Source organism: Rhodococcus sp. JVH1 (assembly GCF_000280725.2).
In the GTDB taxonomy this organism is placed as follows: Bacteria; Actinomycetota; Actinomycetes; order Mycobacteriales; family Mycobacteriaceae; genus Rhodococcus_F; species Rhodococcus_F jostii_A.
In genome coordinates, this window is record NZ_CP166290.1 from 856,678 (window position 1) to 883,078 (window position 26,401).

Annotated in this window: 26 protein-coding genes and 1 pseudogene; 12 read left to right on the forward strand and 15 right to left on the reverse strand. The window is 62.9% G+C overall.

Going from position 1 to position 26,401, the window contains the following annotated elements; genetic code table 11:
* Window positions 1-5: 5 nt before the first annotated feature.
* From isoE to JVH1_RS41575, 10 genes are all read right to left on the reverse strand, one after another.
* Entirely contained in the window at window positions 6-1,028 is a 1,023-nt protein-coding gene (gene isoE, locus JVH1_RS41530) for an isoprene monooxygenase oxygenase subunit beta (RefSeq protein WP_009760394.1), read from the reverse strand.
* The gene (gene isoD, locus JVH1_RS41535; protein WP_009760395.1) at window positions 1,025-1,357 is read right to left on the reverse strand and encodes an isoprene monooxygenase effector protein; all 333 of its coding nucleotides are present in this window, start codon (window positions 1,355-1,357) and stop codon (window positions 1,025-1,027) included. Before isoD ends, isoE begins: the two co-directional genes overlap by 4 nt.
* An 18-nt stretch (window positions 1,358-1,375) precedes the next feature.
* A complete protein-coding gene (isoC, locus tag JVH1_RS41540; protein WP_009760396.1) occupies window positions 1,376-1,720 on the reverse strand; it encodes an isoprene monooxygenase ferredoxin in 345 nt (114 codons plus the stop codon).
* Entirely contained in the window at window positions 1,713-1,997 is a 285-nt protein-coding gene (isoB, locus tag JVH1_RS41545) for an isoprene monooxygenase oxygenase subunit gamma (RefSeq protein ID WP_009760397.1), read from the reverse strand. Before isoB ends, isoC begins: the two co-directional genes overlap by 8 nt.
* A gap of 38 nt (window positions 1,998-2,035) precedes the next feature.
* Window positions 2,036-3,559 (reverse strand): isoprene monooxygenase oxygenase subunit alpha, encoded by a 1,524-nt coding sequence (gene isoA / locus JVH1_RS41550; RefSeq protein ID WP_009760398.1) that lies wholly within the window; start codon window positions 3,557-3,559, stop codon window positions 2,036-2,038.
* A 79-nt stretch (window positions 3,560-3,638) separates the two neighbouring features.
* Complete coding sequence (tadD, locus tag JVH1_RS41555) at window positions 3,639-4,994, reverse strand: non-phosphorylative glyceraldehyde 3-phosphate dehydrogenase TadD (protein WP_157173998.1); 1,356 nt, start codon at window positions 4,992-4,994, stop codon at window positions 3,639-3,641.
* A 77-nt stretch (window positions 4,995-5,071) separates the two neighbouring features.
* Complete coding sequence (locus tag JVH1_RS41560) at window positions 5,072-5,773, reverse strand: glutathione S-transferase family protein (RefSeq protein ID WP_009760400.1); 702 nt, start codon at window positions 5,771-5,773, stop codon at window positions 5,072-5,074.
* Window positions 5,774-5,808: 35 nt separating this feature from the next.
* Window positions 5,809-6,525 (reverse strand): glutathione S-transferase C-terminal domain-containing protein, encoded by a 717-nt coding sequence (locus tag JVH1_RS41565; RefSeq protein WP_009760401.1) that lies wholly within the window; start codon window positions 6,523-6,525, stop codon window positions 5,809-5,811.
* Between the two features lie 66 nt (window positions 6,526-6,591).
* On the reverse strand, window positions 6,592-7,272 hold the full coding sequence (locus JVH1_RS41570) for an SDR family oxidoreductase (protein WP_009760402.1): 681 nt from the start codon (window positions 7,270-7,272) through the stop codon (window positions 6,592-6,594).
* Window positions 7,273-7,287: 15 nt separating this feature from the next.
* Entirely contained in the window at window positions 7,288-8,505 is a 1,218-nt protein-coding gene (locus JVH1_RS41575) for a CaiB/BaiF CoA transferase family protein (RefSeq protein WP_371113173.1), read from the reverse strand.
* A 103-nt stretch (window positions 8,506-8,608) separates the two neighbouring features.
* On the opposite strand from JVH1_RS41575, the gene JVH1_RS41580 reads away from it, so the two are divergent.
* The 4 genes and pseudogenes from JVH1_RS41580 to JVH1_RS41595 all read left to right on the forward strand — a co-directional run bounded on the left by JVH1_RS41580 (window position 8,609) and on the right by JVH1_RS41595 (window position 11,671).
* Window positions 8,609-9,898 carry a glutamate-cysteine ligase family protein gene (locus tag JVH1_RS41580; RefSeq protein WP_009480626.1) on the forward strand — a complete coding sequence of 430 codons (1,290 nt, stop codon included), beginning with the start codon at window positions 8,609-8,611 and terminating at the stop codon, window positions 9,896-9,898.
* 3 nt (window positions 9,899-9,901) lie between these two features.
* The gene (locus tag JVH1_RS41585) at window positions 9,902-10,918 is read left to right on the forward strand and encodes a DUF885 family protein (RefSeq protein WP_009480627.1); all 1,017 of its coding nucleotides are present in this window, start codon (window positions 9,902-9,904) and stop codon (window positions 10,916-10,918) included.
* Window positions 10,824-11,255: pseudogene (locus JVH1_RS41590) on the forward strand (DUF885 family protein); the annotation flags it as partial. The gene JVH1_RS41585 and the pseudogene JVH1_RS41590, both read left to right, overlap by 95 nt.
* A 77-nt stretch (window positions 11,256-11,332) precedes the next feature.
* Window positions 11,333-11,671 (forward strand): DUF885 family protein, encoded by a 339-nt coding sequence (locus tag JVH1_RS41595; protein ID WP_337461935.1) that lies wholly within the window; start codon window positions 11,333-11,335, stop codon window positions 11,669-11,671.
* On the opposite strand, the gene JVH1_RS41600 is transcribed toward JVH1_RS41595, so the two are convergent.
* From JVH1_RS41600 to JVH1_RS41615, 4 genes are all read right to left on the reverse strand, one after another.
* The gene (locus JVH1_RS41600) at window positions 11,632-12,180 is read right to left on the reverse strand and encodes a MarR family winged helix-turn-helix transcriptional regulator (protein ID WP_043782923.1); all 549 of its coding nucleotides are present in this window, start codon (window positions 12,178-12,180) and stop codon (window positions 11,632-11,634) included. The two genes, JVH1_RS41595 and JVH1_RS41600, sit on opposite strands and share 40 nt — an antisense overlap.
* A gap of 255 nt (window positions 12,181-12,435) precedes the next feature.
* Window positions 12,436-13,407, reverse strand: coding sequence for an alpha/beta fold hydrolase (locus JVH1_RS41605; RefSeq protein ID WP_009480631.1), 972 nt, complete (start codon window positions 13,405-13,407; stop codon window positions 12,436-12,438).
* A gap of 338 nt (window positions 13,408-13,745) precedes the next feature.
* Window positions 13,746-14,513: an SDR family NAD(P)-dependent oxidoreductase gene (locus tag JVH1_RS41610; RefSeq protein ID WP_009480632.1), complete on the reverse strand. Its 768-nt coding sequence runs from the start codon at window positions 14,511-14,513 to the stop codon at window positions 13,746-13,748.
* Window positions 14,514-14,545: 32 nt separating this feature from the next.
* Entirely contained in the window at window positions 14,546-15,739 is a 1,194-nt protein-coding gene (locus tag JVH1_RS41615; RefSeq protein WP_043782928.1) for an acetyl-CoA C-acetyltransferase, read from the reverse strand.
* Window positions 15,740-16,424: 685 nt separating this feature from the next.
* Between JVH1_RS41615 and JVH1_RS41620 the strand changes: the two genes are divergently transcribed.
* The 8 genes from JVH1_RS41620 to JVH1_RS41655 all read left to right on the forward strand — a co-directional run bounded on the left by JVH1_RS41620 (window position 16,425) and on the right by JVH1_RS41655 (window position 25,411).
* The gene (locus tag JVH1_RS41620) at window positions 16,425-16,961 is read left to right on the forward strand and encodes a MarR family winged helix-turn-helix transcriptional regulator (protein WP_009480635.1); all 537 of its coding nucleotides are present in this window, start codon (window positions 16,425-16,427) and stop codon (window positions 16,959-16,961) included.
* 857 nt (window positions 16,962-17,818) lie between these two features.
* Window positions 17,819-19,177 carry a CaiB/BaiF CoA transferase family protein gene (locus tag JVH1_RS41625; RefSeq protein WP_371113177.1) on the forward strand — a complete coding sequence of 453 codons (1,359 nt, stop codon included), beginning with the start codon at window positions 17,819-17,821 and terminating at the stop codon, window positions 19,175-19,177.
* 14 nt (window positions 19,178-19,191) lie between these two features.
* The gene (locus JVH1_RS41630; protein ID WP_009476182.1) at window positions 19,192-19,872 is read left to right on the forward strand and encodes an SDR family oxidoreductase; all 681 of its coding nucleotides are present in this window, start codon (window positions 19,192-19,194) and stop codon (window positions 19,870-19,872) included.
* A 59-nt stretch (window positions 19,873-19,931) separates the two neighbouring features.
* Window positions 19,932-20,648 carry a glutathione S-transferase C-terminal domain-containing protein gene (locus JVH1_RS41635; RefSeq protein ID WP_009476181.1) on the forward strand — a complete coding sequence of 239 codons (717 nt, stop codon included), beginning with the start codon at window positions 19,932-19,934 and terminating at the stop codon, window positions 20,646-20,648.
* A gap of 34 nt (window positions 20,649-20,682) precedes the next feature.
* Window positions 20,683-21,384, forward strand: a complete 702-nt coding sequence (locus JVH1_RS41640; protein WP_009476180.1) for a glutathione S-transferase family protein — start codon at window positions 20,683-20,685, stop codon at window positions 21,382-21,384.
* Window positions 21,381-22,814 (forward strand): non-phosphorylative glyceraldehyde 3-phosphate dehydrogenase TadD, encoded by a 1,434-nt coding sequence (gene tadD, locus JVH1_RS41645; RefSeq protein ID WP_009476179.1) that lies wholly within the window; start codon window positions 21,381-21,383, stop codon window positions 22,812-22,814. Before JVH1_RS41640 ends, tadD (JVH1_RS41645) begins: the two co-directional genes overlap by 4 nt.
* Window positions 22,815-22,955: 141 nt before the next feature.
* Window positions 22,956-23,990 (forward strand): glutathione synthase, encoded by a 1,035-nt coding sequence (gene gshB, locus JVH1_RS41650; protein ID WP_237735197.1) that lies wholly within the window; start codon window positions 22,956-22,958, stop codon window positions 23,988-23,990.
* Window positions 23,990-25,411 (forward strand): FAD-dependent oxidoreductase, encoded by a 1,422-nt coding sequence (locus JVH1_RS41655; protein WP_009476177.1) that lies wholly within the window; start codon window positions 23,990-23,992, stop codon window positions 25,409-25,411. Before gshB ends, JVH1_RS41655 begins: the two co-directional genes overlap by 1 nt.
* 134 nt (window positions 25,412-25,545) lie before the next feature.
* Here JVH1_RS41655 and JVH1_RS41660 read toward each other — a convergent pair whose 3' ends face one another.
* Entirely contained in the window at window positions 25,546-25,986 is a 441-nt protein-coding gene (locus tag JVH1_RS41660) for a hypothetical protein (RefSeq protein WP_009476175.1), read from the reverse strand.
* Window positions 25,987-26,401: the final 415 nt, after the last annotated feature.

Below are 26,401 nucleotides of genomic sequence, written 5' to 3' on the forward strand. Positions count from 1 at the left end.
AGATCTCAATCGGTTTCAGCCCGCAGACCGACGGAGTCGAGGAACGAGTGCCAGTCCTGGCGGACAGCGGTGGCAATCTCGTCCGCGGACGCTCCACTCGGTGACGCGACGATCCGGGCGCCGGCCTCGATCATCTCGCTCCCGCGTGCGGACCATTCGCTCAAATGACCCTGAAGCACATCCAGATTGCCGGGGTCAGCCGCGACGATGAATTCGACCAGTGCTACCGACCAGCGCTGACTCCGCAAGCTGTCACGCCAGAGGTTCTCCAGAATGAGCGAGTCCAATCGCGCTCCCACACGAGCGGTTTGGCGCCGGAGCTGGACGAGGAAGAGCTGATCGGCAATCGCCTTGGTCACCAGATTGGTGGCGACGAATGCTCGGTCCCAATCGAATTCCACCAGGGCCCATTCGAATGCGGCCCGAATCGGCTGCCAATCGGGGCGCTCGGTCCAGAATTCCTTCTCCGCGGTACCGAAGCCGCGTTCGGGATGCGTCAACTGCAGCTGGGTCGTGCGGTACGCGGTGAGCTGCACCCGGCGGAGCTGGTCCGCGGTCTGAAAGGCGGCACAGTTGGCGACATAGCTACTGATCGCGAGCTGCTGGACGTAGGCGGACAACATCTGCTGGCTGTGCGCGACATACCGCGTCGGGGTCAGGGCCCGCACCAGCAGGGTCAGTGCCTCATCCGAAAGCGTCTCGTCGGAGCCTTCGCCGTCGAACTGGGCGATCAAACCCTCGACGTACGTCTCCTGATCGTCCTGGTCGGCAACATAACTGCCGTAGGTGACGGTATCGGGATCCCTGAAGCTATCCCAGTCGGCGACCGTCAATTTCATCGAGTCACGGTGCTCGCGCAGCCACACGTTTCCGTGAACGTCCGGTCCCATTTCGAGTGGCACGGGCCCGGTGGTGTGGTTCATGTTGTGCGTGAGCACTTCGTACTCGGTGGGCCGTCGCCCGAGATTGCCGAACGCACTCCAAGTCTTGAGCCCGCGCGAACGGGACCGCGGTGTCTTGTTGGTCATGACTTCTCCTGTCCCGAGTTCTCGAAGAACCAGACGTATTCATCGGTGCGAGTCTTGAGGCGCCCCTTGAACGAGGGCATATCGATCTCGAGCGCGGCCAGCTGACAACTCTGGCCGAAGTGCTTTTCCAAGCTCGACTGCGTCAGGCGGCACGCTCCGCGTGTGTGGATGCGGACGTAGTCCTCGCGGTCGAGCACCAGCACGTCCTGTCCCGGGTTGTCCTCCTCGATCGCATCGATCACCGCCTCCGCAAGGTTTCCGGCCCGGATGACCGGACCCACAAGGTCGGGGGACGACTCGTCCGAGGCATCCATGTCGACAATGGTCATGAGTGTGAACTCCTACGGTCAGTGATGCGCCGCGGCCGGCGACTTGAGGCGAACTTGAATGACACCGTCCACGATTCGGACGTCGTGCTTGTGCAGACAGGTGTCTCGGGGATTGACCCCGGCACCGGTCAGCGCGTCGAACTGCCACTCGTGTGCGCGGCAGGTGACGACACCGTTCTCGAATTCCCCCTCGACCAGCGAGATGCTCTGGTGCGGGCAGATTCCGTCGTACGCGCGGACCTCACCGTTCACCTTCACCACGAGCACTTCGTCGTCCCCGACGTCGAACGATTCCATCTCGTCGTCCCACAGTTCGTCCTCGGCGACCAGGTCGACGAAGTCGTTGCCGAGCTCGTCAGCCATCGGAACCCACCTGCTCCCGGAATCGAACGTCGACCCATTGCAACGGTGGGACCGTGCGCGTGCCGAGCAGTTCGCCGAAGGTGGCGTCGGACGTCATCACGGTGCCGTCCACCAGCACGTCGTATCCAGGGCTCACCTCAGGTTTCGGGACCCGCCGGCCCACCGAATGCAACGCGACCTTGCGGGCAATCTGATCCCAGGTGTCGTCGGTATCCACGGCCACGAGGACTGGGACGAAATCGCCGACGAAACGGCCGGTAATGGGAAACGGTGCCATATCAGTTCTTCTCCTTGCCGATCGAGTGAAGTTCGAGCTCAGATCGAGATCGGTTCGCGTTCAACGGACTCCTCCACCGGTGCGGGCTTCGACGGGAGGTAGTCCTTCGCCCAGGCGTAGTCATACACATCGTCTCCCATCACGTCCGGGGTCAGACCCATGTAGAGCAGCCCACCGGCGAGGTCGGCCGGGAGAATCTGACCGTCGATGAAGCGGTCGATGAAGTTCTGGTGGCCGGCGTAGCGCTCGGGGTCCTGCTCGAAGCACCACTTGGAGATCTCGGAATCGAAGTGGTAGAGCCGACCCTTGTAGGTCAAGCTGTGGTCGGCGAGATCGTGCCGGGAGAACGCCGATCCCAACGGGAGCTGGGTGAGGTTGCACAGCGCCGGCAACGTGTCCGGCAGAGTGTCCTCGATCCGATCATCGTTGACGTTCTTGATGATCTCGTCCCACATCACACCCCAGTTCTCTTCCCAGGTGGGGTACTTCTCCCGCAGCCATTCCCGTTCGTCCTTCGAGACGCCGGCATTCGGCTTCCAGAACAGCGTCGGGCGCCAGAACCATGTCCCCAGGTGCATGGCGTGATGGCCGTTCTCGAGCGAGTACAGGAACTGGTCCCAATACCAGGGCTTCTTCAGCCCGTAGTCCTCGAGGATCCGTTCGTGGTGGTTGACGATCCACTCGAGCATGAACTCCTTGAAGCTCATCTTGCGCTGATCGAGGGGCGTGTAGTAATCCATCGCCGGCCCGGTCAACGTCTGGAACAGCCGGGTGGACCGCCAGAAGGCGACATCGAGTGCCTTCTGCGCGCGGGCGGGGTCGTGCTCCATCATGATGGACAGGGTGGGGAAGCCCTGCTGCGCGTGGCGTGCCTCATCGGTTTGGATGGAGGACAACAGGTTCGACCAGTTGATGTCGCCGGCAGCCATGGCGTCGGCGGCCAATGCGACGAACTGGACGTTGGTGAATCCGTGTTCGACGGTCAGGCTCGTCGCCAGCGCTGCCTCGACGCAGTCGGCGTTGAGCATCGCATCGTCGAAGAAGTTCTTCACCGCCAGGACACCCCACTCCTTTGTGTGGAACGCCTTCTGCGACCAGTCGAAACGCGGATCCTGCTTGAGCAGATCGTGGGAGAAGCGCAGATCGAGCTGGGCGTGGCGGGTCTCGTCGAGCATCCCGAAGACGCCGAGATTGCGCCAGCGCGGGGACGGCGCGAACCGGCAGAATCGGCTCTGCATGGTCACTGCCATGTGCTCGACCATGCAGGTGGTGCCCATGTGTAGGTGCGTCGTGGCGACGTGCGCGGGATCGAGCTTCTCGTAGGTGCCGGAACGCACCAGGGCGCTGCTGACAGCCTTGACGCCCGACTCCTTCTCACGCTGGATACGGACGTAGTCGCGGTACGACACCCGGAAGGGTTCGTCCCACTTGTCCCAGGCCTCCTTCGGTACGTCCCCCGCACCGCTCCAACTCGTCGGGAACGCCACCGCCGGATCGACGTAGCTCAGTTCCCAGTCGAGGTCTCGCGAGATGTCGTACCAATCGTCCCGGTTCAATAGCATATTGTGCGCCTTCCATTGTGACGGTATGGGCGGTGATCTTCTGGATGGTTCGGTTCAGCTGGATTGTTCGGTGCCGCGGTCATCGTTTGACCCGCAGCACTCTGTAGTTGGTGTACTCGAGGACCCCGTGGATGGACTGCTCGACTCCGAGGCCGGACTGCTTGACGCCGCCGAACGGCACATCGGAGGAGAGCATCGGGTGCTGGTTGACCCAGACCGTGCCCGCTTCGACCCGTTCGGCGACCTCGGTCGCGCGTTGTTCGTCGGAGGACCACACCGAGGCGCCGAGCGCGAGTTCGGAGTCGTTGGCCCGTGCGATCACATCATCGATGTCGGTGTAGGTCAGGATCGGCAGGACCGGGCCGAACTGTTCCTCGCCAACCAGGGGCGCGGAGTCGTCGACCCCGCGCACCAACGTGACCGGGTGGAAGTAGCCGGGGCCCTCGGGCACCTCACCGCGGAAGTACACGTCGGCGCCGCGGTGGGCCGCATCATCGACATAGCCACGCACCTTGGCGAACTGGGCGGCGTTCTGGACCGGGCCCATGTCGACCCCGTCGTTGAGCCCGTTGCCCACCTTCACCCCCTTGGCGACCTCGGCCAGAGCTTCTTCGATCGCGGGGGCGAGGTGCTGGGGCACGTAGAGGCGCTTGAGGCCAGCGCAGACCTGACCACAGTTCGACAGGGCGCCCCAGTACAGATCCGCCGCGATCGACGCCACGTCGACGTCGTCGAGGACGATGCCGGGATCGTTGCCACCGAGTTCGAGGGTCAGGCGCTTGAGGGTCGCGCCGGCGCCCTCCATGATCGACTTCCCCGCGCGTTCGGACCCGGTGAACGTGATCTTGTCGATCCCGGTGTGAGCCGTCATCGCCCGGCCGAGATCGTCGCCGCCGCTGAGCACCTGCAACACACCCGGGGGGAGGATCTGCTGCGCGAGCTCACCCAGGCGCAAGGTGGCCACCGGGGTCAGGGGTGAGGGTTTGACGATGATCGGGTTGCCGGTGATCAGGGCGGGGCCGATCTTCCACAGCGCCAGCAGGAGGGGATAGTTCCAGGCGGTGATGCCCCCGACGACCCCGACCGGTGCGCGGTGCACCTCGATCAGCTCGTCGGCGTTGTCCCGGATGACCTCGACAGGAATGTCCCAGCTCGCATACCGCTCGAGACCACGCAGACCCGATTCGATCTCGCCGGCGGCCTTCGCCAACGGCTTTCCCTGTTCGAGGGTCACCAGACGGGCCAGTTCGTCGATGTTGGCACGCACGTGGTCGACCAGGCGAAGGACGATGCCTTGTCGGAAGGGGAGGTCGTGCGTAGCCCAGTGCTTGGCGGCGCGCCGAGCGGCAGAGACCGCGGCGTCCAGGTGCTCGACTCCGGCGTCCGGAACCTCGATGAAGGCCGACTCGGTGGCGGGGTTGATCACGGGGATCACCGCTGCGGTAGTCGTGATCTCTCCGTCGATGGTCAGCCCAGGTGGGGTGATGTTGGACAGAGAATCTGCGGTGATACTCATGGTTGACTTCCTTCCGGGCGGAAGAGGGTCTTGAACTGTTCCGCGCTGTAGACGTGGTTTCGGGCCTTCTCCTCGCGCGGGTCGGAGATCCGGACCTTGGCGGCGGGTCGGGCAGAAATACGGTCGGCCCACGCTTTGACGTTGGGGTAGTCGGCGACATCGACCCCGTGCCCGGCGGCCACCCGAGTCCACGGGAAGGTCGCGATGTCCGCGATCGAGTACTCGCCGGCGAGGTACTCGCGATCACGGAGCCGGTCATCCATGACGCGGTAGAGGCGGGCCACCTCGCCCGCGTAGCGGTTTCGGGCGTACGGGTTGTCGATTCCCTGATTCGGGGCATGCGAGACGAAGTGGGCGGCTTGTCCGGCCATCGGTCCCTGGTTGGCCACCTGCCAGAACAGCCAGCACAACACTTCTTGGCGGGCGATCGGATCCTCGGGGAGCAGGCGACCAGTCTTCTCCGCCAGGTAGAGCAGGATGGCACCGGATTCGAAGATCGCCAAGCGCCGGCCACCGGGGCCATCGTGATCCACGATGGCCGGCACTTTGCTGTTCGGATTGATCTCGACGTACTCCGATTCGAACTGATCGCCCTCACTGATGTCGGTCCAGACGATCTGGTAGTCAAGTCCCAATTCCTCCAGCGCGATGAGCACCTTCCGCACGTTGGGGCTTGTGTAGTAGTAGAGATCAATCATCGAACAATGCTCCAAGACAGTCGATTACCGGCGAGTTAGATGTCGTACTGCTTGCGGATGCGGTCCATGTAGTCCACGAGGTTCGCCTTGGACTGGACATATCCGGATCCGAGCCACTGCTGCGGCTGGTCGGCGATGTGCCGCAGCGTCGAATACACCGAGGCGTCGATCGAATGCAACTTGTCGCCGAGGAAGAAGTCCTTGTCGGCCAGGAAGTCGGACAGGGCATCGATATCCGCCCGGAAGAACTCGACGACGACCTCCGCGCTACGCCGGCCCATACCCTGGCCGTCGAACTCGGTGAGGATCCGGCCCCGGAACCCGTCCAGGCCTTCGCGCATCTCCGGGGTCACCTCGGCGCCCTGAACGATGTACGGGATGTAGGTCTCCCACCCGCTGTCCTCACGCCAGCGCGGCTGGATGATGCCGCTCCAGTACAGGTGCTCCTCGATCAACCGATTGAACGCGAGAGCCAGGGCAAGCTCCTGCTTGCTCAGATCCGCATCGAGCTTGTCGCCGTGCTTGTCCTTCAGGTAGGCGATGATCGTGTTGGAGTCGCCGACCTTGGTTCCGTCGCTGTCGACGATGTACGGAAGTTTGCCGTGGGGCGAGTCCTCGTCCAGGGTCGCAAGGTCCTGCGTCTTGTGCTCGAACTCGACACCCGTGAACTTCAGGTAGTTGACTACCTTCGTGACGTACGGGCTGATGTCCGGGATCCCCCAGGCGGGAACATATCCGTAGACGGTGATCATCGTGTGTGACGTCCTTCTGTCTCGATGGGATGGAGATTCACTGGCGAACAGGGTGCGAGCTGTTGCTCACCACTGCAGGAAGGTTCCGTCCGAGTGCTGGAACCGGCCCGAGTTCTCGGGGGTGAGGTTGTCGATGTTTTTGATCAGTCCGGCGGCGGCCTGTTCCGGGGTGATGTAGGTGTGCTCGCCGGGGAAGTCCTTGGTCAGGTCGGTGGCGACCATGCCCGGATGGAGCATGAGCACGCTGATCCCGTTCTTGGACAGGTCGTGGTGCAGGTTCTGTCCGGCCATGTTGGCGGCGGCCTTGGAGATCCGGTAGCTGTACATGCCACCGGAGGTGTTGTCTCCGAGGGATCCGACCCGGCTGGTGACGATGCCGACCTTCGCGCCGGGCTGCAGGAGCGACCGCAGTGCCTCCACGGTCCGCAGCGGTCCGAGGGTGTTGATCTCGATCTGTTTGCGGACCAGGTCGTAGTCGATCGACCCCAGTTCGTCGAGCCACATGACCCCGGCAACATGGACCAGGGCGTCCAGTTTGGTACCCGCTGCAGCGAGCCGTGAAGCGAGCGCGTCGACCGATTCCTGTGATGTGACATCGACGTTCGGCTCGACGGTGATGCCGTCGGCGGTGAGGTCGGCGCCGTCGAACAGGCAGGCGGCGATGACGTTATCGCCGCGCTCGTGCATCTGGCGGACGATCGAGTGCGCGATGCCCTTGTCGGCACCGACGACCAATACTGTGGACACTGTCCAAACTTCCTTTCAGGCGAGGACGCCGGCGGTGGCGTCCTGCTCGGTTCCGATGATCTTCTGTGCAGCGAGCGAAGCGATGTCGTCGTTGCTGTAGCCGATTTCTGCGAGGATCTCGGCGTTGTGCTGGCCGAGCAGCGGCGCACCCTTGGGTGCATCCGGGACGGTGCCCAGGAACCGCGCGGGAACACGGGCCTGCCGCACACGCCCTGCCGCGGGGTGCTCGGATTCGACGATGATCTCGGCGGCCTTGACCTGCGGGTGTTCGATGACCTCTGCCCGCGTGAGGATGGGTGCGGCCGGTACGTCGAACTCGTCGAGCAGCGCCAACCACTCGGCAGAGATCTTGTCCAGCAGCACAGATTGGATGAGTTCCAGACGCTCATTGATGTGCTTCGATCGACCCACCGGGGTGGAGAACCGCTCGTCCTCGATCCACTCGGGGTGACCGAGTGCCTTGCACATGCTCTGCCACTCGCCGTTGCTGTTCGTGGCGACGGTGATGTAGCCGTCCGCGGTCTGGTAGATCAAGTCGATGAAACTCCCGCCCTGCGCCAGCGGCACGGGCTGGTCCGGGAACGTGTAGGCGCCCATGTCCGATGCCCACAGGAACGACAGCACCGCCTCGAGCATCGACAGGCGAATGTGCTGGCCCTCCCCGGTGCGTTCGCGGGCGAACAGTGCCGCCGAAATAGCCTGCGCTGCAACGACTGCGGTCAGTTTGTCGGGGAGGATCGTGCGGATCAGGCGGGGTCGTTCCTCATCGGAGCCGGCCTGCACGGTGGTCAGGCCGGTCAGGGCCTGAATCAGCGAATCGTAGACCCGCTGGCCGGAGGCGGGGCCGCGTTCACCGAATCCGCTCATCGAGAGATAGATGAGTTTCGAGTTGAGCGGGGCGAGGTCGTCGTATCCGATGCCGAGGCGCTCGACGACGCCCGGCCGGAAGTTCTGCACCACGACATCAGCGGTGGAAACCAGCTTCTTCAGCACCGCAACGCCTTCCGGCGTCTTCAGGTCGAGGGTCAGGGACCGCTTCGACCTGTTGACGTTGACGAACATCGCCGACATGTCGCCGGAACGATTAGGCAGGGAGCGGACGTGATCGCCCTTGCCCGGCACCTCCACCTTGACGACGTCCGCGCCCTGGTCGCCGAGGATGTCCGTGGCCCAGGGGCCCGACATCATCGAACACAGGTCGACGATCTTGATTCCGGTCATGGGGCCGCTCATGAAGGGCACCTTTCACCTGGTAGAAGACAGTTTTGCGAAGTGTCGAGCGACACAAACTGGGGCTTGTTGTGATGTGCTTCACTCCATAGTATGGAGATATCTCTTGCTCGTCAATTGTTTCGACGTGAAATGTTTTCCCGCTATAGTATCGACGACGAAAGGACCTGGTGACATGACCAGTTCTCGCCCTACACTGACGATCCAGAGGGCATACGCGGTCGCCCGCGAAGCATTCGAACCCGGTGGCGCGGACCTCGTCGGCGTCGAGATTGAATGGCCGGTGCACAAGCGAGGCAGCCTCTCACGCCCCGAACCCGCCGACTTCCTGCCCATCATGAACCGTCCCCTGCCGAACGGCAGCCGCATCACGATCGAGCCGGGCGGGCAGATCGAACTGTCTGGTCCGCCGCTCGAATCGGGGCCCGCCACGCTACGCGCAATCAACGAAGACGCCGTGATTCTTCACCATCGGCTACGAGCGCATGGGTTGATTCCGACCGACCTCGCAGTGGACGACCGCCGTCCCCCGCACCGGATCCTCGACCTCCCCCGGTATCGGGCGATGGAGAGCTTCTACGCGCACCGCGGCCGGGAAGGGACATGGATGATGACGAACACCGCATCGGTGCAGATCAACATCAGCCACCATCCCGACGGCCGGAACCTGCGCTGGGTACTGGCGAACAAGATGGGCCCGGTCCTCGTCGCGGCCTTCGCGAATTCTCCCGGTATCGGTCCCGACGGGCAACGCTGGCAATCGGTACGGCAAGCGATCTGGAATGGGATCGACCCCGGGCGGACGGCACCGGTCCCGGTGAGTGATCAACCCGGAACGGATTGGGCGCAATATGCTCTCGCGGCCGATGTGTTCTTCATCCGCGGCGGCGATCTGGGGACCAGCGTTCCGCCCGGGTTGACCTTCGCCGACTGGATGACAACAGGGCACCCGGCAGGCTGGCCGACCGAGGACGATCTGCGCTACCACCTGACGACACTGTTTCCGCCGATCCGGCCTCGCGGCTGGCTAGAGTTCCGGATGATCGATGCCTTGGAGTCGGATTGCCGCTCCGCCGCGGTCCTCGTCGCCTCGACCGCAATGGAAGAACGAGTTGCCGCGGAACTGATCGACCTGCTCCCGGATACGCAGGACCTCTGGGTGACGGCCGCGCGTGACGGACTCAACGACCCGGTACTGCGGGACGCCGCAAAGCTCCTGCTCGGCGTGGTCGAGCTGCACCTACGCCGGCACCCGACCCATTCGTTCGCCGCGGGAACGGTTGCGACCTACATCGATCGCTACACCAAGCACGGACTGGCCCCCGCACACGTGCACGGGGACATCGAAACCGACGCGTTCGCACGGCTCGACGCTGCGGTCGTGGCGGCACCGTGACCGATGCCTGCTGAATCGCCCGACCAGTGCAGCTCGGACACCAATGAGACCCCGCAAGGGCACACCCCCGTCCGGACTCCCACACTCGTCGACCGGATCGCAGAGAACTACCTGATCGCGTGCTGCGAACTGGACCCGGTGGAGGCGACCCGCATCGGGGTACACGGCTTCGACGACCAGGTGACCGACTATTCACCGGACGGTATCGCCGACCGGGTGCGCGCCGCACGCGCGGCGCGGCGACGCTTGCAGCAGATACCACCGCAGGACACCATTGATGCGGTCACCATCGCTGCCATGCTCGAGCGGATCGACTCATTCCTCGCGCTGTCCGATGCGGATCTACTCGTCGGCGAACTCAACGTGATCAGCTCGCCCCTGCAGAGCATTCGTCGTGTCTTCGACCTTCAGCCCACAGCCACCGACGACGACTGGAGGACTCTGGTGGCGAGGCTGACACAGGTTCCCCGGTCGATCGAAAGCTACACAGAAGCCCTCCGCGCCCGACAACGAACTGCGCATCGTATCCCGATCCGGCAGGTGGAATGTGGGATCGAACATGCCCGCTTGTCGCCCGTCGCTTTCGACGGCCTGATCCACAGGGGACCGGACGGTGATTCACCCCTTGGGCGCGACCTCGTCAAGGCCGCCCGCTCGGCATCCCGGTCCTATCTCGCACTCGCGGAGGTCCTCGAATCCGAAATCGCCCCCCACACGGGAACAAAAGACAGTGTCGGCAAGGACGTCTACCGACTCAGGTCGCGAAGTTTCATCGGGACCAGCATCGACCTGGAAGAGACGTACGAGTGGGGGAGGGCCACCCTGGCGTCCATCGTGTCCGCCCAGCAACGGACCGCCGACGCTCTCACCCCGGGCCGGCATATCGCGGGTACTCGAGCTACTCGATGCGAACCCGCGGTACACGCTGCATGGCACCGACGCATTACAACGGTGGATGCAGGACCTCTCCGACCGAACCCTGGCGAACCTGCAGGATACGCATTTCACGATCCCGCGTGAGATCGAGCGACTCGAGTGCCGGATCGCCCCGACCCGCACCGGTGGTATCTACTACACCGGCCCCGACGAAGAACTGACTCGCCCCGGACGCATGTGGTGGTCGGTACCCGCCGGAGTCGACCGCTTTCACACCTGGCACGAAACGTCCCGCGTGTTCCATGAAGGCGTCCCAGGACATCACCTGCAGGTCGGCACCGCCATGGCGCGAGGGCACGAGCTCAATCGATGGCGCCGCCTGGCGAACTTCACCTCCGGGCACGGGGAGGGGTGGGCTTTGTATGCCGAGACGCTGGCGGTCGACCTCGGTCTGCTGGACGACCCGGCTGACCGTATGGGAATGCTCCAGTCACAACGTCTGCGCTCCGCGCGGGTAGTGATCGATATCGGTCTTCACTGCGAACTGCCTGCCCCGAGTTGTCTGGGCGGAGGCATCTGTCGTGGGATCCTGGCAAGGCGTGGCAGTTTCTGGCCGAGCATTGCGTACTGGACGAGATCAGTCGGCGGCACGAACACGACCGGTACCTGGGATGGGCCGGCCAAGCTCCGTCATACGCCGTGGGTCAGCGACTATGGCAGCAACTGCGCGACGACTATCTCCGGCGCAACCCCGAATCGGATCTGCGGCAATTTCACGACCGAGCTCTGGCCGTCGGCAGCGTCGGGATGGACGTGCTGCGCCGAACCGCGCTCGGCTTAGGCCCCGAGGATCCGGCTCAGTCGGTCTCCAGCCCCACCGCGGGATCCTCGAACTGAGCCAGAAGGATCTTGAGGAGCCGCCGAAGCTCCGCTTGGTCGTCGCCGGCCAGGATCTCCAAGAGCCGAGACTCGTGATCCATGATGTCGGAGACGACCTCATCGACGAGCTTGACACCCTTCCTCGTCAATTGCACATCCACCCGACGACGGTCCTTCGGGTGGAAGCTCCGCTTGACCAGTCCGCTGCGCTCGAGCTTGTCCAGCCGGTTCGAGATCCCCCCGGGAGTAATCAGTGCCGCCTCGGAAAGGCGCCCGGCCGTCATCCGATACGGCTTTCCGGCACGCCGCAGCATCGCGAGGACATCGAGTGTGACCCTGTCGGTGCCGAGTTCGGCCAAACGCTCGACACGTTCGCGCTCCAAATGCCGTGCAATGCGCCAGATCCTGGTCACGATTCCCACGGAACTGACGTCGATGTCCGGGCGTTCACGCGCCCATGCCTGCTCAACCCGATCGACACCGTCGTCGATCGAGTCCGAATCCGCCGTCGAAATCTCAGCAGTCATGTGATCCTCGAAGCCGCATGGATGCAGTCTACGACGAGAGAGAAGTTCACGGCTAAAAAATACACCAGAGCAAGATTTGCGTGCTCGAAGCTACCCCGAACCGCCCACGCCCCTCGTCGACCAGCTCGCCGGTCGTGGCGCCGGCGAACCCCATCCCACGGCGGCGCGGTGCGACGGGATTGGCACGTCGATGCGTCGAAAGCCGCCCAGGTCCCCAGGTCCACCGGCGGCTCCCCGTATGTGTCCGTCGAGACCCTAGGCCCCGACGGAAGCGGGCTCGACAGCGGCGGGCGCGTACGGCTCCCGCGCGGCCCGAACGCGCGTGAGCAGTCTGACGATGGCCTCGGACACGACGGCTGCTCGCTCGCGGATCACCATGTGTCCGGCGTCTGGGACGGGCACCAGTTCCGAGAGCGGTAGCTGGTCCGCAATGTTCTGCGAATGCGCATACGGCGTCATCAGGTCCCCTGACCCACACAGCACCATCGCCGGGATCGCTGCGAGTGCCTTCACTCCTGCCGTTTCGTCCAGATGCGTGAAGGCAGGAAGGAACCCGAGGATGGTCGCGGATGCGGTGTCGTTGATCAACGTGTTGGCGCAGGTAACCAGGCGCGGGTGGATCGGGGCCCGACCGTAGGCTGCATGCCGAACTACGCGTTCGCATGCTTTCCCGGCGACGACACGTCCGGCACCCAGAATCCAAGGAGCGTGCCGGGCAACGGTCGTGGCCGCGAGTACCAGCGGATTGCTCAGGCTACGAGCGATACCGGACCCGATGAGCTCGCTTGCGGCGGTCGCGATGAGGCCGGCGGCGACCACGGGAAACCCGATCTTTTCCGGGTGCTGACGGGCCCAGCTGAGGATGCTCATCCCGCCCATGGAGTGCCCTACCAATGCAATCGGTGCATTGCCCCCCACCGCACGAATGACGGAGTCGAGATCCTGGCCGAGTTGCTCGATCGTCATGGTGTCGGGCGCTGCGGCCCCGGACTCGCCATGGCCGCGCTGGTCGTAGAAGACCAGCCGGATCTCTGACCCGAAGGTGCTCTGAAGGAAGGCGCGTTGCAGCTCCCACGATTGCATGTTCAGACAGTGACCGTGCGCAAAGATGACGGTCAAGGGTGCCGCTTCGGGGCCGTACTCGCGGGTCACGAGCGGAACCCCGTCGTCTGCCGCGATGGTTGATCGTCTTTCCCACCGAATTGCGGGTTCGAATGTCGCACTCACCGGATTTTCCGATCCTCCGGGCGGCCAGCTCCAATGATCTGCCGCTTCTTAACCTGATGTAATCAGTATTGTCCCCAATATTTCACGAGTCAATAGTTATTTCAGTTTAGTGTTTGCCTGAGAAATAGTTCGTGAAGTGGAGGAGCGCGCGTACGAAGGGAGGCTGCTTCGCGCGCCGGGAGCGTGACTCTCTGTTCGACGCAGGCCGACGGGCCCCTGGTCCAGAGACCAGGGGCCCGTCGGCGATGGCTGTGCGAATGGGCAACTCCGGAGCCCTGCGATCGCGTCACCGTCGCAGGGCAGGAAGGGCGCCCGAGCCCTTCTCGCGAGCCAGCCGCCTACCGCGGCGCCATGCGCAGCGCGCCGTCCATGCGAATGGTCTCACCGTTGAGGTAGTCGTGTTCGACGATCATCTGGGCGAGCTGGGCGTATTCGGCGGGCTGACCGAGGCGGGAGGGGAACGGGACGCCGGCTTCGAGGCCCTTGCGGTATTCGTCGGTGACGCCGGCGAGCATCGGGGTGTCGATGATGCCGGGGGCGATGGTGTTGACGCGGATGCCGAACTGCGCGAGGTCGCGGGCGGCGGGGACGGTCATGCCGTGCACGCCGCCCTTGGATGCGGAGTACGCGATCTGGCCGATCTGGCCCTCGAACGCGGCGACGGACGCGGTGTTGATGATGACGCCGCGCTGCCCGGACTCGTCGACGGTGTCGGTCTTGGCGATGGCGTCGGCGGCGAGGCGCATGACGTTGAACGTGCCGAGCAGGTTGACCGTGATGACGGTGCGGAACAGTTCGAGGTCGTGCGGGCCCTTCTTCGACAGGATGCGGCCGGCCCAGCCGACGCCGGCGCAGTTGACGACGATGCGCAGCGGCAGACCCGACTCGACGATCTTCTCGATCGCGGCCTGGACCTCGTCGCCGCTGGTGACGTCGGTGGCGAGGAGGGTCACGCCGTCGGGGACGTTGTCGCCGGCGCGCTCGATGGACTGCTGCAGGTCGAGTCCGAACACGGTGGCTCCGGCGTCGGCGAGACGCTTGGCGGTGGCGGCGCCGAGGCCGGAGGCGGCTCCGGTGACCAGTGCTGCGGTCTCCTGAATATTCATGTTCGAACCTTTCGCTGAGGGGACGTATGTCTCTACTTCTTCGGGACGCGGATAATCAGGGCGTCGCCCTGCCCCCCTCCACCACACAGGGCAGCAGCCCCGACACCACCGCCGCGGCGCTGCAACTCCAAAGCCAGATGCAGGGTGATCCGCGCCCCGGACATGCCCAGCGGATGGCCCAGCGCAATTGCTCCGCCATTGACGTTGACCCGCGCCGGATCCAACCCGAGCTCGCGCGTCGAGGCGATTCCCACCGCCGCGAAGGCCTCGTTGATCTCCACCAGGTCCAAATCTTCCGGAGAGATGCCCTCCCTCGCGCACGCCTTGGTGATCGCCCGTGCGGGCTGTGACTGCAAGGTCGAGTCGGGACCTGCAACGACGCCGTGCGCCCCGATTTCGGCGATCCATGCAAGCCCGAGCTCCTGCGCCTTGGCCCTACTCATCACCACGACCGCGGCCGCACCATCGGAAATCTGTGACGCGGACCCGGCGGTGATTGTTCCGTCCACACTGAACGCCGGTCTCAGCTTCGCCAGCGACTCCACGGTGGTATCCGCGCGAATCCCCTCGTCCTGCGCGAGTTCCACCGCCCCTCCACGCCGCTGCGGAACCGTTACCGTCACCACTTCGTCGTCGAACCGCCCGTCTTTCCACGCCCGCGCCGCATTCTGATGTGACGCCGCCGCGAACGCGTCCTGCTCGGAGCGAGAGATTCGATGATCGGCCTCCCCGTTCTTCACCTCGGCCAGATTCCCCATCGGCTGATCTGTGAAGATGTCGTACAGCCCGTCGAATGCCATGGAATCGCGGATCGTCGCATCGCCGTACTTGAAGCCCGCTCGCGCGTTTTCCAGCAGATGCGGAACCTGTGACATGGACTCCTGGCCACCCGCGACGATCACCTCGAACTCCCGGGCACGGATTAACTGATCGGCCAACGCGATCGCGTCGATGCCCGACAGACAGACCTTGTTGACTGTCAGCGCCGGCACGTCCATCGGGATTCCGGCCGCGACCGCCGCCTGCCTGGCCGGAATCTGGCCGACGCCAGCTGTGAGCACTTGACCCATGATCACGTACTCGACCAGCGCGGCGGGCACTCCAGATTTGTCCAGGGCTCCCCGAATCGCGACGCCACCGAGGTCGGAACCCGACAGATCCCGCAAAGCCCCCATAAACCGACCCATAGGGGTCCGGGCACCGGCAACGATCACCGAAGTAGTCATCAGCTGTCCTAACTTGCCCACCGCGCCCACTCCAAAGGGGTACCGGCGAACGCTAGACGGAATTCAATCGTGTGTGGCGAAGGCGCCCCGCAACAGACGGCGCGCAACGACGGGTAGATCGTGAACCAGACACGCCACGGAAGCAAGTCCTGCACACCACGAACCACCGAGTTCGTTCCTGTGGCACGCCCACGTAAAGCGCAGTGCCACAAAGTAGTTCTTCACCGGAATCAGGCGCGGATCGGACTGCAGTGGCTCGTGGAGCGTAGATCGTCACCGAGAATCGACCATACAATAGTCGAGCGCGACGAACGCAGAACGCGCATTTCCGCGGCAGGATGCCCGGCATTCGGTCACTTGAGGCGTCATGTCGAGCGGCCCCACATTGAGGTGAAGGTACGCCGTGTGTGCGGCGATTCGATACCGACACTGCAGCCTGCCTGTCGCTGGAGGCCGCCGGCGATGCTCGACGCACACCGGTGGCTCGAATCGGGCGTCTCTGCGGTCATGTTGATCAGATTCGCGACCTTGCTGATCAACGCCCAATACTGCCGAAATGTGTTGACATCTGGTCGGACCGCGACTGCAATGTTGCCAGTCCCAGGTGCACGTGTAAACTTTCAAGCAAAACTACTTAGCAGTGAATAGTCCCGAGCTGATCAATTCAAGTGACATGGGGTGTGGGATGGGCGTCGAAGCACCATCGATTCGGGACGTGGCTGGAGATGATGGCGTCGATCGCATCGAGCAGGCATGGGTACGTGAACGGCCGGATATCGACGTCAGTTCAGTGGGCATCGTTTCGAGGATCTGGCGTATTGCGCGATACCTGGAGCGCGAACGCAGTCAACGCCTGGTGGAGCTAGGAACCGATCGTGCGACGCTCGACCTCTTGGCAATGCTGCGGCGCTCCGGCAAGCCGTATCGGATGACGGCCGGGCAACTCACCGAGGCCGCGCTGATAACCCCGGCGGGTATCTCGAACCGCCTGGACAAACTCGAGCGCAGTGGTCTGCTCAAACGGAGCTTTCACCCACAAGACCGTCGTCGCGTCGACGTGCAATTGACCAGAAGTGGTGTCCAACTCATCGACGAGGTCGCCTCCGACATCCTGGGTCACGAGGCGCAACTCCTCGCGTTTGTGAGCGAAGACGATGACACCGAGCTTCGCAGGCTCCTCAAACTCCTCCTCGCCCACTTCGAGGACCCGGGGCGTGGCTAACTGAGACCGAATAGTCCGACGGCAATCCACCAGTTGGCGGATTGCCGATGTATTCGGGTGAAGGCTCTCGAATATGCGTGGACCTTGGCTTGTCGAAGTTGATGGGCGCATCGAGTGGCTCTGCGCGGTACCAATGTTCGTGACTGGGTGACGAGTCGAGCGCGACGGTCATTGCGCGTCGGTGACGTACTCGCTGCAGGCGTCCGAACTCTGACCTGGGGGACGCACTTCATCTCGCGCTGGGCGTCATCACGCATGGTCACGAGGCGTGGCTCGATCGCCACGGCGGTTCGTCGCCCGTGGACTGATGTCATCCAGGCACTCCTTCGCGCGAATCGGCTCGACCATGATCACGTCGACCCACCCAGATTGTCCTTGCGGTGGCGCTCTCGTAGATGGCCGACACCGCCCGGACGGCCACTCCCGGTACCGCCAGCACGCCCGTCGACGCCTACGGACAGGACGGTGGTCCCCGCCGCACGCAGGCACCCTTGCTCTCTGTACGACTGGTCGTGCCGCTGCGCCCTGCCGACGTCGCCGCAGGGGCTGCACCCTCGCTCCGCGCAAACGGCCCCGGCCCCGACATTTCAAGTTCGTGGACGCGGGTTTGGAACTTCCTTGTGGCCTCCATACCGCGGCCACGAGTGTGCGCTGTCCCGCGCTGTCCCGAGACCTCTTCCGCGGATCCCGTCGCCTCGATCGGTGCATGCCCCCGGCGCCGTGATTGCGACGCGTTCTCCAGCTCGCCGTCGGTATTCGGCCTGACGACCAACTCGGGTGAGTGATCACCTCCGGCACCTCCACGCAGGCGATCCTGCGAAAGAACGGCATATAGATGCGCACGCATCTATTCACTGATGAAAATAATCTGCAACAAACAATTGACTCGTGAAAGAAAGCTCAATAGTATGCGTGAGGCAGGCCACACTGAGCAACGAGATCTGGCTGTTGGCCACGTGAACCCCCGAAGTACTTCTCTCGACAGAAAGGCGCCCTTCATGAGCGGCCCCATGACCGGAATCAAGATCGTCGACCTGTGTTCGATGATGTCGGGCCCCTGGGCCACGGACATCCTCGGCGACCAGGGCGCGGACGTCGTCAAGGTGGAGGTGCCGGGCAAGGGCGATCACGTCCGCTCCCTGCCTAATCGTTCCGGCGACATGTCGGCGATGTTCGTCAACGTCAACAGGTCGAAGCGGTCCCTGACCCTCGACCTGAAGACGCCGGAAGGCGTTGCGGTGCTGAAGAAGCTGGTTTCCACCGCTGATGTCGTGGTGCAGAACTTCCGGCCGGGCGTCGTCGAGCGCCTCGGCATCGGATACGACGACCTCGCCCCGCTCAACTCGAAACTCATCTATCTCTCGATGAGCGGATTCGGTGAACGCGGCCCCGCCTCCGGCCAGCGGGTCTACGATTCGCTGATTCAGGCCCTGACCGGCCTGACCACCGTGCAGGCCGGCTCCGATGAGGAACGACCCCGCCTGATCCGCACGATCCTCCCCGACAAACTCAGCGCCATTGTTGCTTCCCAAGCACTTTCGGCTGCACTGTTCGCTCGGGAACGCACCGGGGAGGGGCAGCACATTCGCCTGTCGATGCTCGAGGCGGTGCTGTCGTTCCTGTGGGCATCGGACATGGGCGCCTACACGTTCCCGGACCAGCCCGTGCCGCTGGCGCAGGGCGGGAGTTTCATCGACTTGATCTACCAGACCGCGGACGGCTACATCACCGTCGCCACGAACAGCAACGGCGAGTGGCAGAGCATGTGCAAGGCACTCGGTCACCCCGAGTGGATCGAGGACGAGCGGTTCTCCACCCCGGTGGGTCGGTCGAAGCACATCAACGAGCGCCTTGAGTTGATCCAGGAAGTACTCCTGACCAGGACTTCAGCTGATTGGTTGACCGTGCTCGACACCTTCGACGTGCCAGCGGCGCCCATTCTCACGCGGGCAGAGGTCATCGAACACCCGCAGGTCAAAGCCGCCGAAATTATTGTCGAATCGACTCACCCCGTAGCCGGACGCGTGCGGCAAGCCCGGGTTCCCGCGAGGTTCCTCGGCACCGTTCCGGAAGCGCCACGCGGAGCGCCGCTACTCGGCCAGCACAATGCCGAAATTCTTGCCGAATATGGGTTCACTGCTGAAGAAATCGCCGAGCTTGCGGCTACCAACATCATCGGATCCGAGCAGAGCGCCGTTGTCGGCGTCACTGCCTGAAAGGAAAAGACACTATGTCCACAGTATTGGTTGTCGGTGCCGACAAGGGCATCGCGCACTCGATCGTCCGCCAGTTGCACGAGCGCGGCGATAACGTCATCGCCGCCTGCTTGTTCGACGGCGCCGACCTCACCGCCGACGGCATCACCGTCGAGCCGAACGTCGATGTCACATCACAGGAATCGGTCGACGCGCTCGCGCAGCGCTTGACAGCGGCCGACACGAACCTCGACGCAGTCTTCCACGTCGCCGGGGTCATGTGGCTCGACGAACTGGGGTCGATCGACTACGACCTGGTCCGCAAACAGATCGAGATCAACACCCTCGGACCGCTGCGCACGATCGAAGCAGTGCGTCCGTTGCTCAACGAGGGCGCGAAGGTCGGCATCGTCACCAGCCGGGTCGGATCCCTCGGAGACAACACCTCCGGTGGCATGTACAGCTACCGGATTTCCAAGGCCGCCGCCAACATGGCCGGCTTGAACCTGCACCACGACCTGTCCAAGAACGGGATCAGCGTGCTCATGCTCCATCCGGGCATGGTCGCCACCGACCTGACCAAGGACTTCCCCGGCGAGCACACCTACATCACCCCGGAACAGGCCGCCGCCGGACTGATCAAAAACATCGACAACCTCACCCCCGAGAACGCCGGTCGATTTCAGCATTCGAATGGCACTTTCTTGCAGTGGTAGACCGCCTCTGCGGAACCCCCGGACACCCTGACTCCCAAGACTAGGAATCCAAAGTCGCAATGATCACCATCTACGGATACACACCAGCCTTCGGTGTTCCGGACATCAGCCCCTACGTCACCAAGATTGTCAACTACATGACGTTCACGGGTGTCGAGTTCGAGCACAAGACGCAGGACCTGGCAACGCTCGACCAGGACTCGCCCCACGGCAAACTTCCGTACATCGTCGACGAGGACGGAACCAAGGTCGGCGACTCCAACACGATCCTTGCCTACCTGAAGGACAAGTTCGGCGACAAGCTTGACGCTGACCTGTCTGCCAAAGACCGGGCGTTGTCCCTGTCGTTCAGCCGGTTGGTCGAAGAGCACCTCTACTGGAGCGGAATCATCCAGCCGCGCTACCGCGAAGATTCGGGCTGGGAGACGTACATCCCCTGCATCGTCGGCGGCGGCGAAGTGACCCCGGAGCTGCGGGCATTCCTGGACGCATTCCGTGTCCGGGTCGTCGAGGGCTTCAATGGCCAGGGAATGGGACGACGGAAGGCTGAAGTAGTCGTCGACTTCTTCCGTGCAGATGTCGATGCTCTCTCGGATTTCCTCGGAGACAGCGAGTACTTCCTCGGAAGCGAACTGCGTTCCATCGACGCAACTGTGTACTCGATCCTCCGGCACATCGCCGACCAACCACAGGACTGGCTGGGCGCCGGGTACGTCCAGACCAAACCGAACCTGATGGCGTACCTGGAACGCATCCGCAAGCAGTACGACATCTGACCCGCCGGTAACCGACCTTCTTGGAGCATCGTCGATGATTGACCTCTACTACTACACAAGCCCGAACGTGCGAAAAGTGCTCATTGCACTCGAAGAGCTTTCGCTCGAATACCAGATCATCTGGACCGACATCAAGGAAGGGGATCAATTCGCCCCCGAGTATCTCGAAATCAATCCGAACGGCAAGGTCCCGGCGATCGTCGATCACGATGGCCCCGGAGGCGAGCCAATCGCGATCTTCGAGACGGGGGCCATTCTGCAGTATCTTGCCGAAAAGACCGGACGATTGCTGCCCACAGATCCCCGCGGCCGCCAGGAGGCGCTCTGCTGGCTGTTCTGGCAGGTGGCGAACCATGGCCCGATGGCAGGACAGGCCGCCCACTTCGTCTCCCACGCACCCAAACAGGGGATCGATAACCCCTACGCCCGCAGCCGATACGTCGGTGAGGTAGCACGCCTGTACAAGGTTCTCGACGACCGGCTCCGTGATCGCGACTATCTGGCCGGCGAGTACTCGATAGCCGACATCTCAACCTACACCTGGACCAGAGTTGCCGGTGGGCACGGAATTACGGTCTCGGACTATCCGAATATGAAGGCGTGGTCGGACCGAATCGCAGCGCGCCCGGCCGCGAAGGTGAAGATCTCCGACCCGCGCGAAGAAGCGGCGCGAAAGAACATCTACAACGCAGAACAGTTCCAACGTCTGTTCCGACCCGAAGGATCCCCGGCATGAGCAACTCCCCAGCCCTGGTGGCCGACAAAGCACCCGGTCTCACCATCGATGGACAGATCGTGACAACCTCGGCCGTCAACAGGGTGATCAACCCCGCGACCGGCGAAGTCTTCGCTGAAGTCCCCGACGCTGGCGCCGAGCATCTTGACGCTGCTGTGGATGCCGCAAGACGGGCAGCCCCCAGCTGGCGTGACATGGGCATAGCAGCGCGACAGGAAATCGTTCGGAACGTTGTCGAGCTAGTTCGCACGAATATCGACGAACTCGCCATGCTGGTGACGCTGGAACAGGGCAAGCCCTTAGCCAAGGCTGCCGGCGAGATTGATTCCGGACTTCGAGGCCTCACTCGGTACGCAAGTACCGACATCCCGGTCGAGATCTTTCGGGACAACGACGACGAGTACATCGAGATCCATCGCGAGCCAGTCGGTGTAGTCGGTGCGATCACCGCCTGGAACTACCCATTGTTACTGGCGTTGTGGAAGATCGGGCCGGCGCTGGTCACCGGAAACACCATCATCCTCAAGCCATCCCCACTGACCCCGGTGGCCACCCTCCGTCTCGGTGAACTACTCCAACAGGCGCTTCCCGCCGGTGTTCTCCAAATTCTGAGTGGTGGGGACGACCTGGGGCGCGCAATGACCGCCCATCCGGGGATCAACAAGATCACCTTCACTGGCTCGGAGCGGGCAGGCAAATCGATCATGTCCGGCGCGGGTCCGACGTTGAAGAGGCTGACCCTGGAATTGGGAGGCAACGACGCGGGTATCGTTCTCGACGACGTGGACGTTGCGGCCATTGCAGACGACCTCTATTGGGCGGCGCTGTCCAACTGTGGTGCCGTCTGCGCCGGTCTCAAACGCCTGTACGTCCCTGCCCACCTCGCGCCCGCGATCGAGGAGGCTCTCGCTGAAGTGGCCACGACGATCGTCGTCGGCAACGGACTTGACGAGGGCGTAGACATGGGACCAATCCAGAACCTGGCGCAGCTGGAAAAGGTCCGAGGCTATGTCGACGATGCGGTGCAACGCGGCGCCGATGTTTACTTCCGTGGCGAAATCCCGGACGGGCCAGGATACTTCCATCCCGTTACTCTTGTTCGCGGTGTCGACGACACGACTCCACTGGTCAGGGAAGAGCAGTTCGGACCGGTTCTGCCGATCCTGACCTATACCGACATCGACGACGTCGTCGAGCGCGCCAACAATTCGGATCTCGGTCTCGGCGCCTCGGTGTGGTCCACGGACGAACAACGCGCAGTGCAAGTAGCGAATCGCCTGGAAGCCGGAACTGCGTGGGTTAATCAGCATCCAGTGCTGACATCAGATGTCCCCTTCGGCGGAATCAAGCAGTCCGGATTGGGTGTTGAACAGTCCGTCCACGGGATCCTCGAATACACCAATTTCAGGGTGCTCCGGGTTAAGCGCTGACATGCACGAATGGAGAGGTCGGCTCGTCGCAACATTCCAGTAACGAGCGCGTCTTACCTAGCGCGGGCCGACAGCTCCCCACACCCGTGCATCGAACGATCGTACGCACAGCCGCCGACGCGCCCAAAATAGGACGGACCCATGAGGCAACAAGTCATCCCTTCAAGAGCGACTACCGATACGGTCAGTTCACGGTTCACGTTCGTGTTCATTACCGATCCGCTCAGTGAGCTGGCCCCCGCCCACGACACCACAGTGGCACTGATGGAAGCAGCTCAGGCGCTGGGACATCGCGTCCTGGTGACCACCATCGCCGAATTGGGCGTGACAGCTGGGCGGGCAACGGCGCAGACCCGCGACGTCACGCTGCAGCCTGCAGTGCTTATCGACGGCAAGTGGGTCGTCGGAAAGAATTGGTTCGTCGCGACCGAATCCGAGCAGATCTTTCTCGACACTGCGGCAGCGGTATTCATGAGGACCGACCCTCCGGTGAATCCCGACTACCTGCGGGCGACATATATCCTCGACCTGGTCGATCCCGCGCGTACGCTCATGCTGAACTCACCTAGCGGTCTGCGGGACGCAAACGAGAAGCTTTTTGCTCTTCGCTTTCCAGAACTCGGCCCGCCGACGCTCATCTCCGCAGATCAAACCGAGATCATCGACGCGGTCCAGTCTTGGGGGAGGGCCGTTCTCAAACCAACGGACGGGATGGCCGGACGCGGGATCATGCTGCTCAGCCCTGGCGACCCCAATCTGCACTCGATCCTCGATACCGCTACCGAGCGTGGAACCACACACGTCGTTGTCCAGCAATTCATCCCCGCGGTCACGGCTGGGGACCGACGCGTCATCGTTCTCGGTGGAACCCCAGTCGGTGCTGTCCGGCGCATCGCAGAGGGCGACGAATTCCGCTGCAACATGGCAACGGGCGCGAGCGTGGAAATCGACACAGTCACAGAGAACGATCGCAGGATCTGCAAAACCATCGGTCCGGAGCTCGTCAAACGCGGGCTCCATTTCGTCGGAATCGACATCATCGGAGATAGGCTCACCGAAGTGAATGTAACCAGCCCCACGGGAATTCGCGAAATCGACGCACTCAGCGGAACACATCTCGCAACCAGTACCATATCGTGGGTGGCAGAGCTCTGTGCGAATGCAGAGGTCCGCTGATGACCACCCAAGAACACACCGAACGCGTAGTCGTTGTCGGTGCTGACGCCGCTGGTATGAGTGCCGCGCACCAAGCGCTACGTTCGGCGCGCGCCGATGGTCGCACGATCGAGGTTGTCGTGTTGGAAAGAACCCGCGACACCTCCTACTCAGCATGCGGAATGCCGTATCTGATCTCGGGAACGGTAGCCCACGAAGACGAACTGATCGCCCGCACTCCCGACCGCCATCGAGAAATGGGCGTCGATCTTCGCCTCGATGCGTTGGTGACCGATATCAACCTCGAAACGCGCACCGTCACATACGGAAATAGCGTCGGCGTATCCGAAACGGTAGACTTCGACAAGCTCGTGCTCGCAACTGGAGCGCACCCCGTCATTCCACCATGGGCGGTTGACGGCAACGGACATCTGACACCGGGAATTCTCCCTGTGAAGAACCTCGACGATGCACGTAGATGGCTCAGTCTTGTACTGCCAGAACAATCGTCAGACTCCGAAGCAACCGAAGCCATTCGGCGCGCGGTAGTTGTTGGTGCCGGCTACATCGGTGTCGAGATGGCAGAAGCGATGGTCGATCGCGGATTCGAGACTACGCTGATCACCCGCAGTTCGGTGATGAGCAACCTCGACGAGGACATGAGCGCCCGCGTCCACAGCGGCCTCGCCGAGGGCGGAGTTCACGTTGTCCCGCAGTGCGTAGTCGAGGGCATCGACATCGTTGATGGAAGAGTTCGTTCACTGACAGCAAGCAACGGTGAAACGTACCCCGCGGATGTCGTTGTACTCGGGCTCGGTGTCAGGCCCGCCACTGAGCTGGGCGTCGCCGCCGGCCTCCCGGTTGGCGACTTTGGCGGATACCTGCCAAATGAGAACCAATTAGTGGCTGAAAACGTCTGGGCTGCGGGAGATTGCTGCGAGGTCATCGACAGGATCACGGGTACCCGTACATTCGCTCCTCTAGGCACGCATGCGAACAAGCAAGGCAGGATCTGCGGATACAACGTCGTCGGCGGAAAACAGCAATTTGCTGGTGTGCTGGCGACAGCCATAACCAGATTCACCAATCCAAATGTGCACGTGGAAGTGGGACGGGCCGGGCTCTCGACCGACGCTGCAATTGACGCCGGATTCAGCCCAGAATCGCTGGTCACAGTGGGGGGAACCGCCAGCGGGTACATGCCGGAGCGGTCACCGATCGCTACCAAGATCATCGCAGACCGGAGGAGTAGACGACTTCTTGGTGTTCAGATCGTCGGAGGCCGAAATTCTGCGAAGCGAATTGACACTGCGGCCGCAGCACTATGGGGGCAGATGACTGTCGACGACCTCGCCGCCATGGATCTGTCGTACGCGCCCCCCTTTGCAACGGTGTGGGAAGCCGTTCAGCTCGCTGCCAGAAGGTTGGCGGACAGACTTTAGAGCAACCCGAATCCGGTGCGTTCACAGATCCGGCTGGGATGCAGCATTCCCCGACTGTACGAGTGTTTCGCTGTGTGGACGGGGTACGCATCGCCATGCTTCGAAAGCGTTCTCGTGGCGACGCGCGTCCCGTTCTAGCGAGCCTCGGCAACATGCTTGCGGAACGCGCCAAGCAAATGAGTGACGAACTCGTGCTCCGTAGTTGACGTGACATCGTCAAACTTCACCCGACCGGACTCGCTCGTCGCGGAGGGCTTCGACAGCGTCACACTGAAATGCAGTCCTTTCTGGTTGGATTCCGGAGATTCCGAGCCGCCCTGTGCGATCTCACCTTCCCGCTTGACCCAGCCCGCGATCGCGCTACACAGATCGGGCAATTCGCCGAGGTTGACCAGTACGGTGGAAAAGCTATCCAGTGAAGAGATCACGGCACCGGAGACTTCCACGTAGACACGAATCGTCTCCAGGGTGTGCTCCGTGTCACGTGAGGTCTCGACAGGTTGATCGAATCCAAGCTCATAGAGGTCCTCGGCAACCTTCTTCGGCACACCGATGCGGAGTTGATCACGGACCACCCTGTCGTCCTCCCCGTCTGTTTGACTAACCGCCAAGCTCAATAGATCTTAACGTCGATGCCGCCTTGTGTAGCGGAAAAGTCCGCCGCACTGGTGTGGTGACGGCGGGCTTGGCTGAATCAGCGACGGGTGTGGATGATTGGGGAGCTGGGGTGGGGTAGATGCCGGGTCCGTGTTCGTCGATGAGGTCCGCGAGGACGCGGACGGAGCCGCAGCCTGGTCCAGCCGACGTTGTCGTGTCCGGTGTAATAGGAGAGATGTCATGTTTCCCAGCCAGATGATATGGGTCCGTTTGGGGGCTACTGGCCTAGTAAAGAACAGGGTCTGACTTTTCTTCGATCTATGTAGTAGCTGGCCCAGGTCCCCAACCGCGGCGAGCGGCTCGGCGTCGGCCTCGGGAACAGGCGGCGGTTGT

Excerpts from the sequence above, each read along its gene's own strand:
- isoE (WP_009760394.1), bottom strand. The coding sequence starts at position 1,028 with ATGACCAACAAGACACCGCGGTCCCGTTCGCGCGGGCTCAAGACTTGG.
- isoD (WP_009760395.1), bottom strand. The coding sequence starts at position 1,357 with ATGACCATTGTCGACATGGATGCCTCGGACGAGTCGTCCCCCGACCTT.
- isoC (WP_009760396.1), bottom strand. The coding sequence starts at position 1,720 with ATGGCTGACGAGCTCGGCAACGACTTCGTCGACCTGGTCGCCGAGGAC.
- isoB (WP_009760397.1), bottom strand. The coding sequence starts at position 1,997 with ATGGCACCGTTTCCCATTACCGGCCGTTTCGTCGGCGATTTCGTCCCA.
- isoA (WP_009760398.1), bottom strand. The coding sequence starts at position 3,559 with ATGCTATTGAACCGGGACGATTGGTACGACATCTCGCGAGACCTCGAC.
- JVH1_RS41560 (WP_009760400.1), bottom strand. The coding sequence starts at position 5,773 with ATGATTGATCTCTACTACTACACAAGCCCCAACGTGCGGAAGGTGCTC.
- JVH1_RS41565 (WP_009760401.1), bottom strand. The coding sequence starts at position 6,525 with ATGATCACCGTCTACGGATATGTTCCCGCCTGGGGGATCCCGGACATC.
- JVH1_RS41575 (WP_371113173.1), bottom strand. The coding sequence starts at position 8,505 with ATGAGCGGCCCCATGACCGGAATCAAGATCGTCGACCTGTGTTCGATG.
- JVH1_RS41585 (WP_009480627.1), top strand. The coding sequence starts at position 9,902 with ATGCCTGCTGAATCGCCCGACCAGTGCAGCTCGGACACCAATGAGACC.
- JVH1_RS41600 (WP_043782923.1), bottom strand. The coding sequence starts at position 12,180 with ATGACTGCTGAGATTTCGACGGCGGATTCGGACTCGATCGACGACGGT.
- JVH1_RS41610 (WP_009480632.1), bottom strand. The coding sequence starts at position 14,513 with ATGAATATTCAGGAGACCGCAGCACTGGTCACCGGAGCCGCCTCCGGC.
- JVH1_RS41615 (WP_043782928.1), bottom strand. The coding sequence starts at position 15,739 with ATGACTACTTCGGTGATCGTTGCCGGTGCCCGGACCCCTATGGGTCGG.
- JVH1_RS41620 (WP_009480635.1), top strand. The coding sequence starts at position 16,425 with ATGGGCGTCGAAGCACCATCGATTCGGGACGTGGCTGGAGATGATGGC.
- JVH1_RS41625 (WP_371113177.1), top strand. The coding sequence starts at position 17,819 with ATGAAAATAATCTGCAACAAACAATTGACTCGTGAAAGAAAGCTCAAT.
- JVH1_RS41630 (WP_009476182.1), top strand. The coding sequence starts at position 19,192 with ATGTCCACAGTATTGGTTGTCGGTGCCGACAAGGGCATCGCGCACTCG.
- JVH1_RS41635 (WP_009476181.1), top strand. The coding sequence starts at position 19,932 with ATGATCACCATCTACGGATACACACCAGCCTTCGGTGTTCCGGACATC.
- JVH1_RS41640 (WP_009476180.1), top strand. The coding sequence starts at position 20,683 with ATGATTGACCTCTACTACTACACAAGCCCGAACGTGCGAAAAGTGCTC.
- tadD (WP_009476179.1), top strand. The coding sequence starts at position 21,381 with ATGAGCAACTCCCCAGCCCTGGTGGCCGACAAAGCACCCGGTCTCACC.
- gshB (WP_237735197.1), top strand. The coding sequence starts at position 22,956 with ATGAGGCAACAAGTCATCCCTTCAAGAGCGACTACCGATACGGTCAGT.
- JVH1_RS41655 (WP_009476177.1), top strand. The coding sequence starts at position 23,990 with ATGACCACCCAAGAACACACCGAACGCGTAGTCGTTGTCGGTGCTGAC.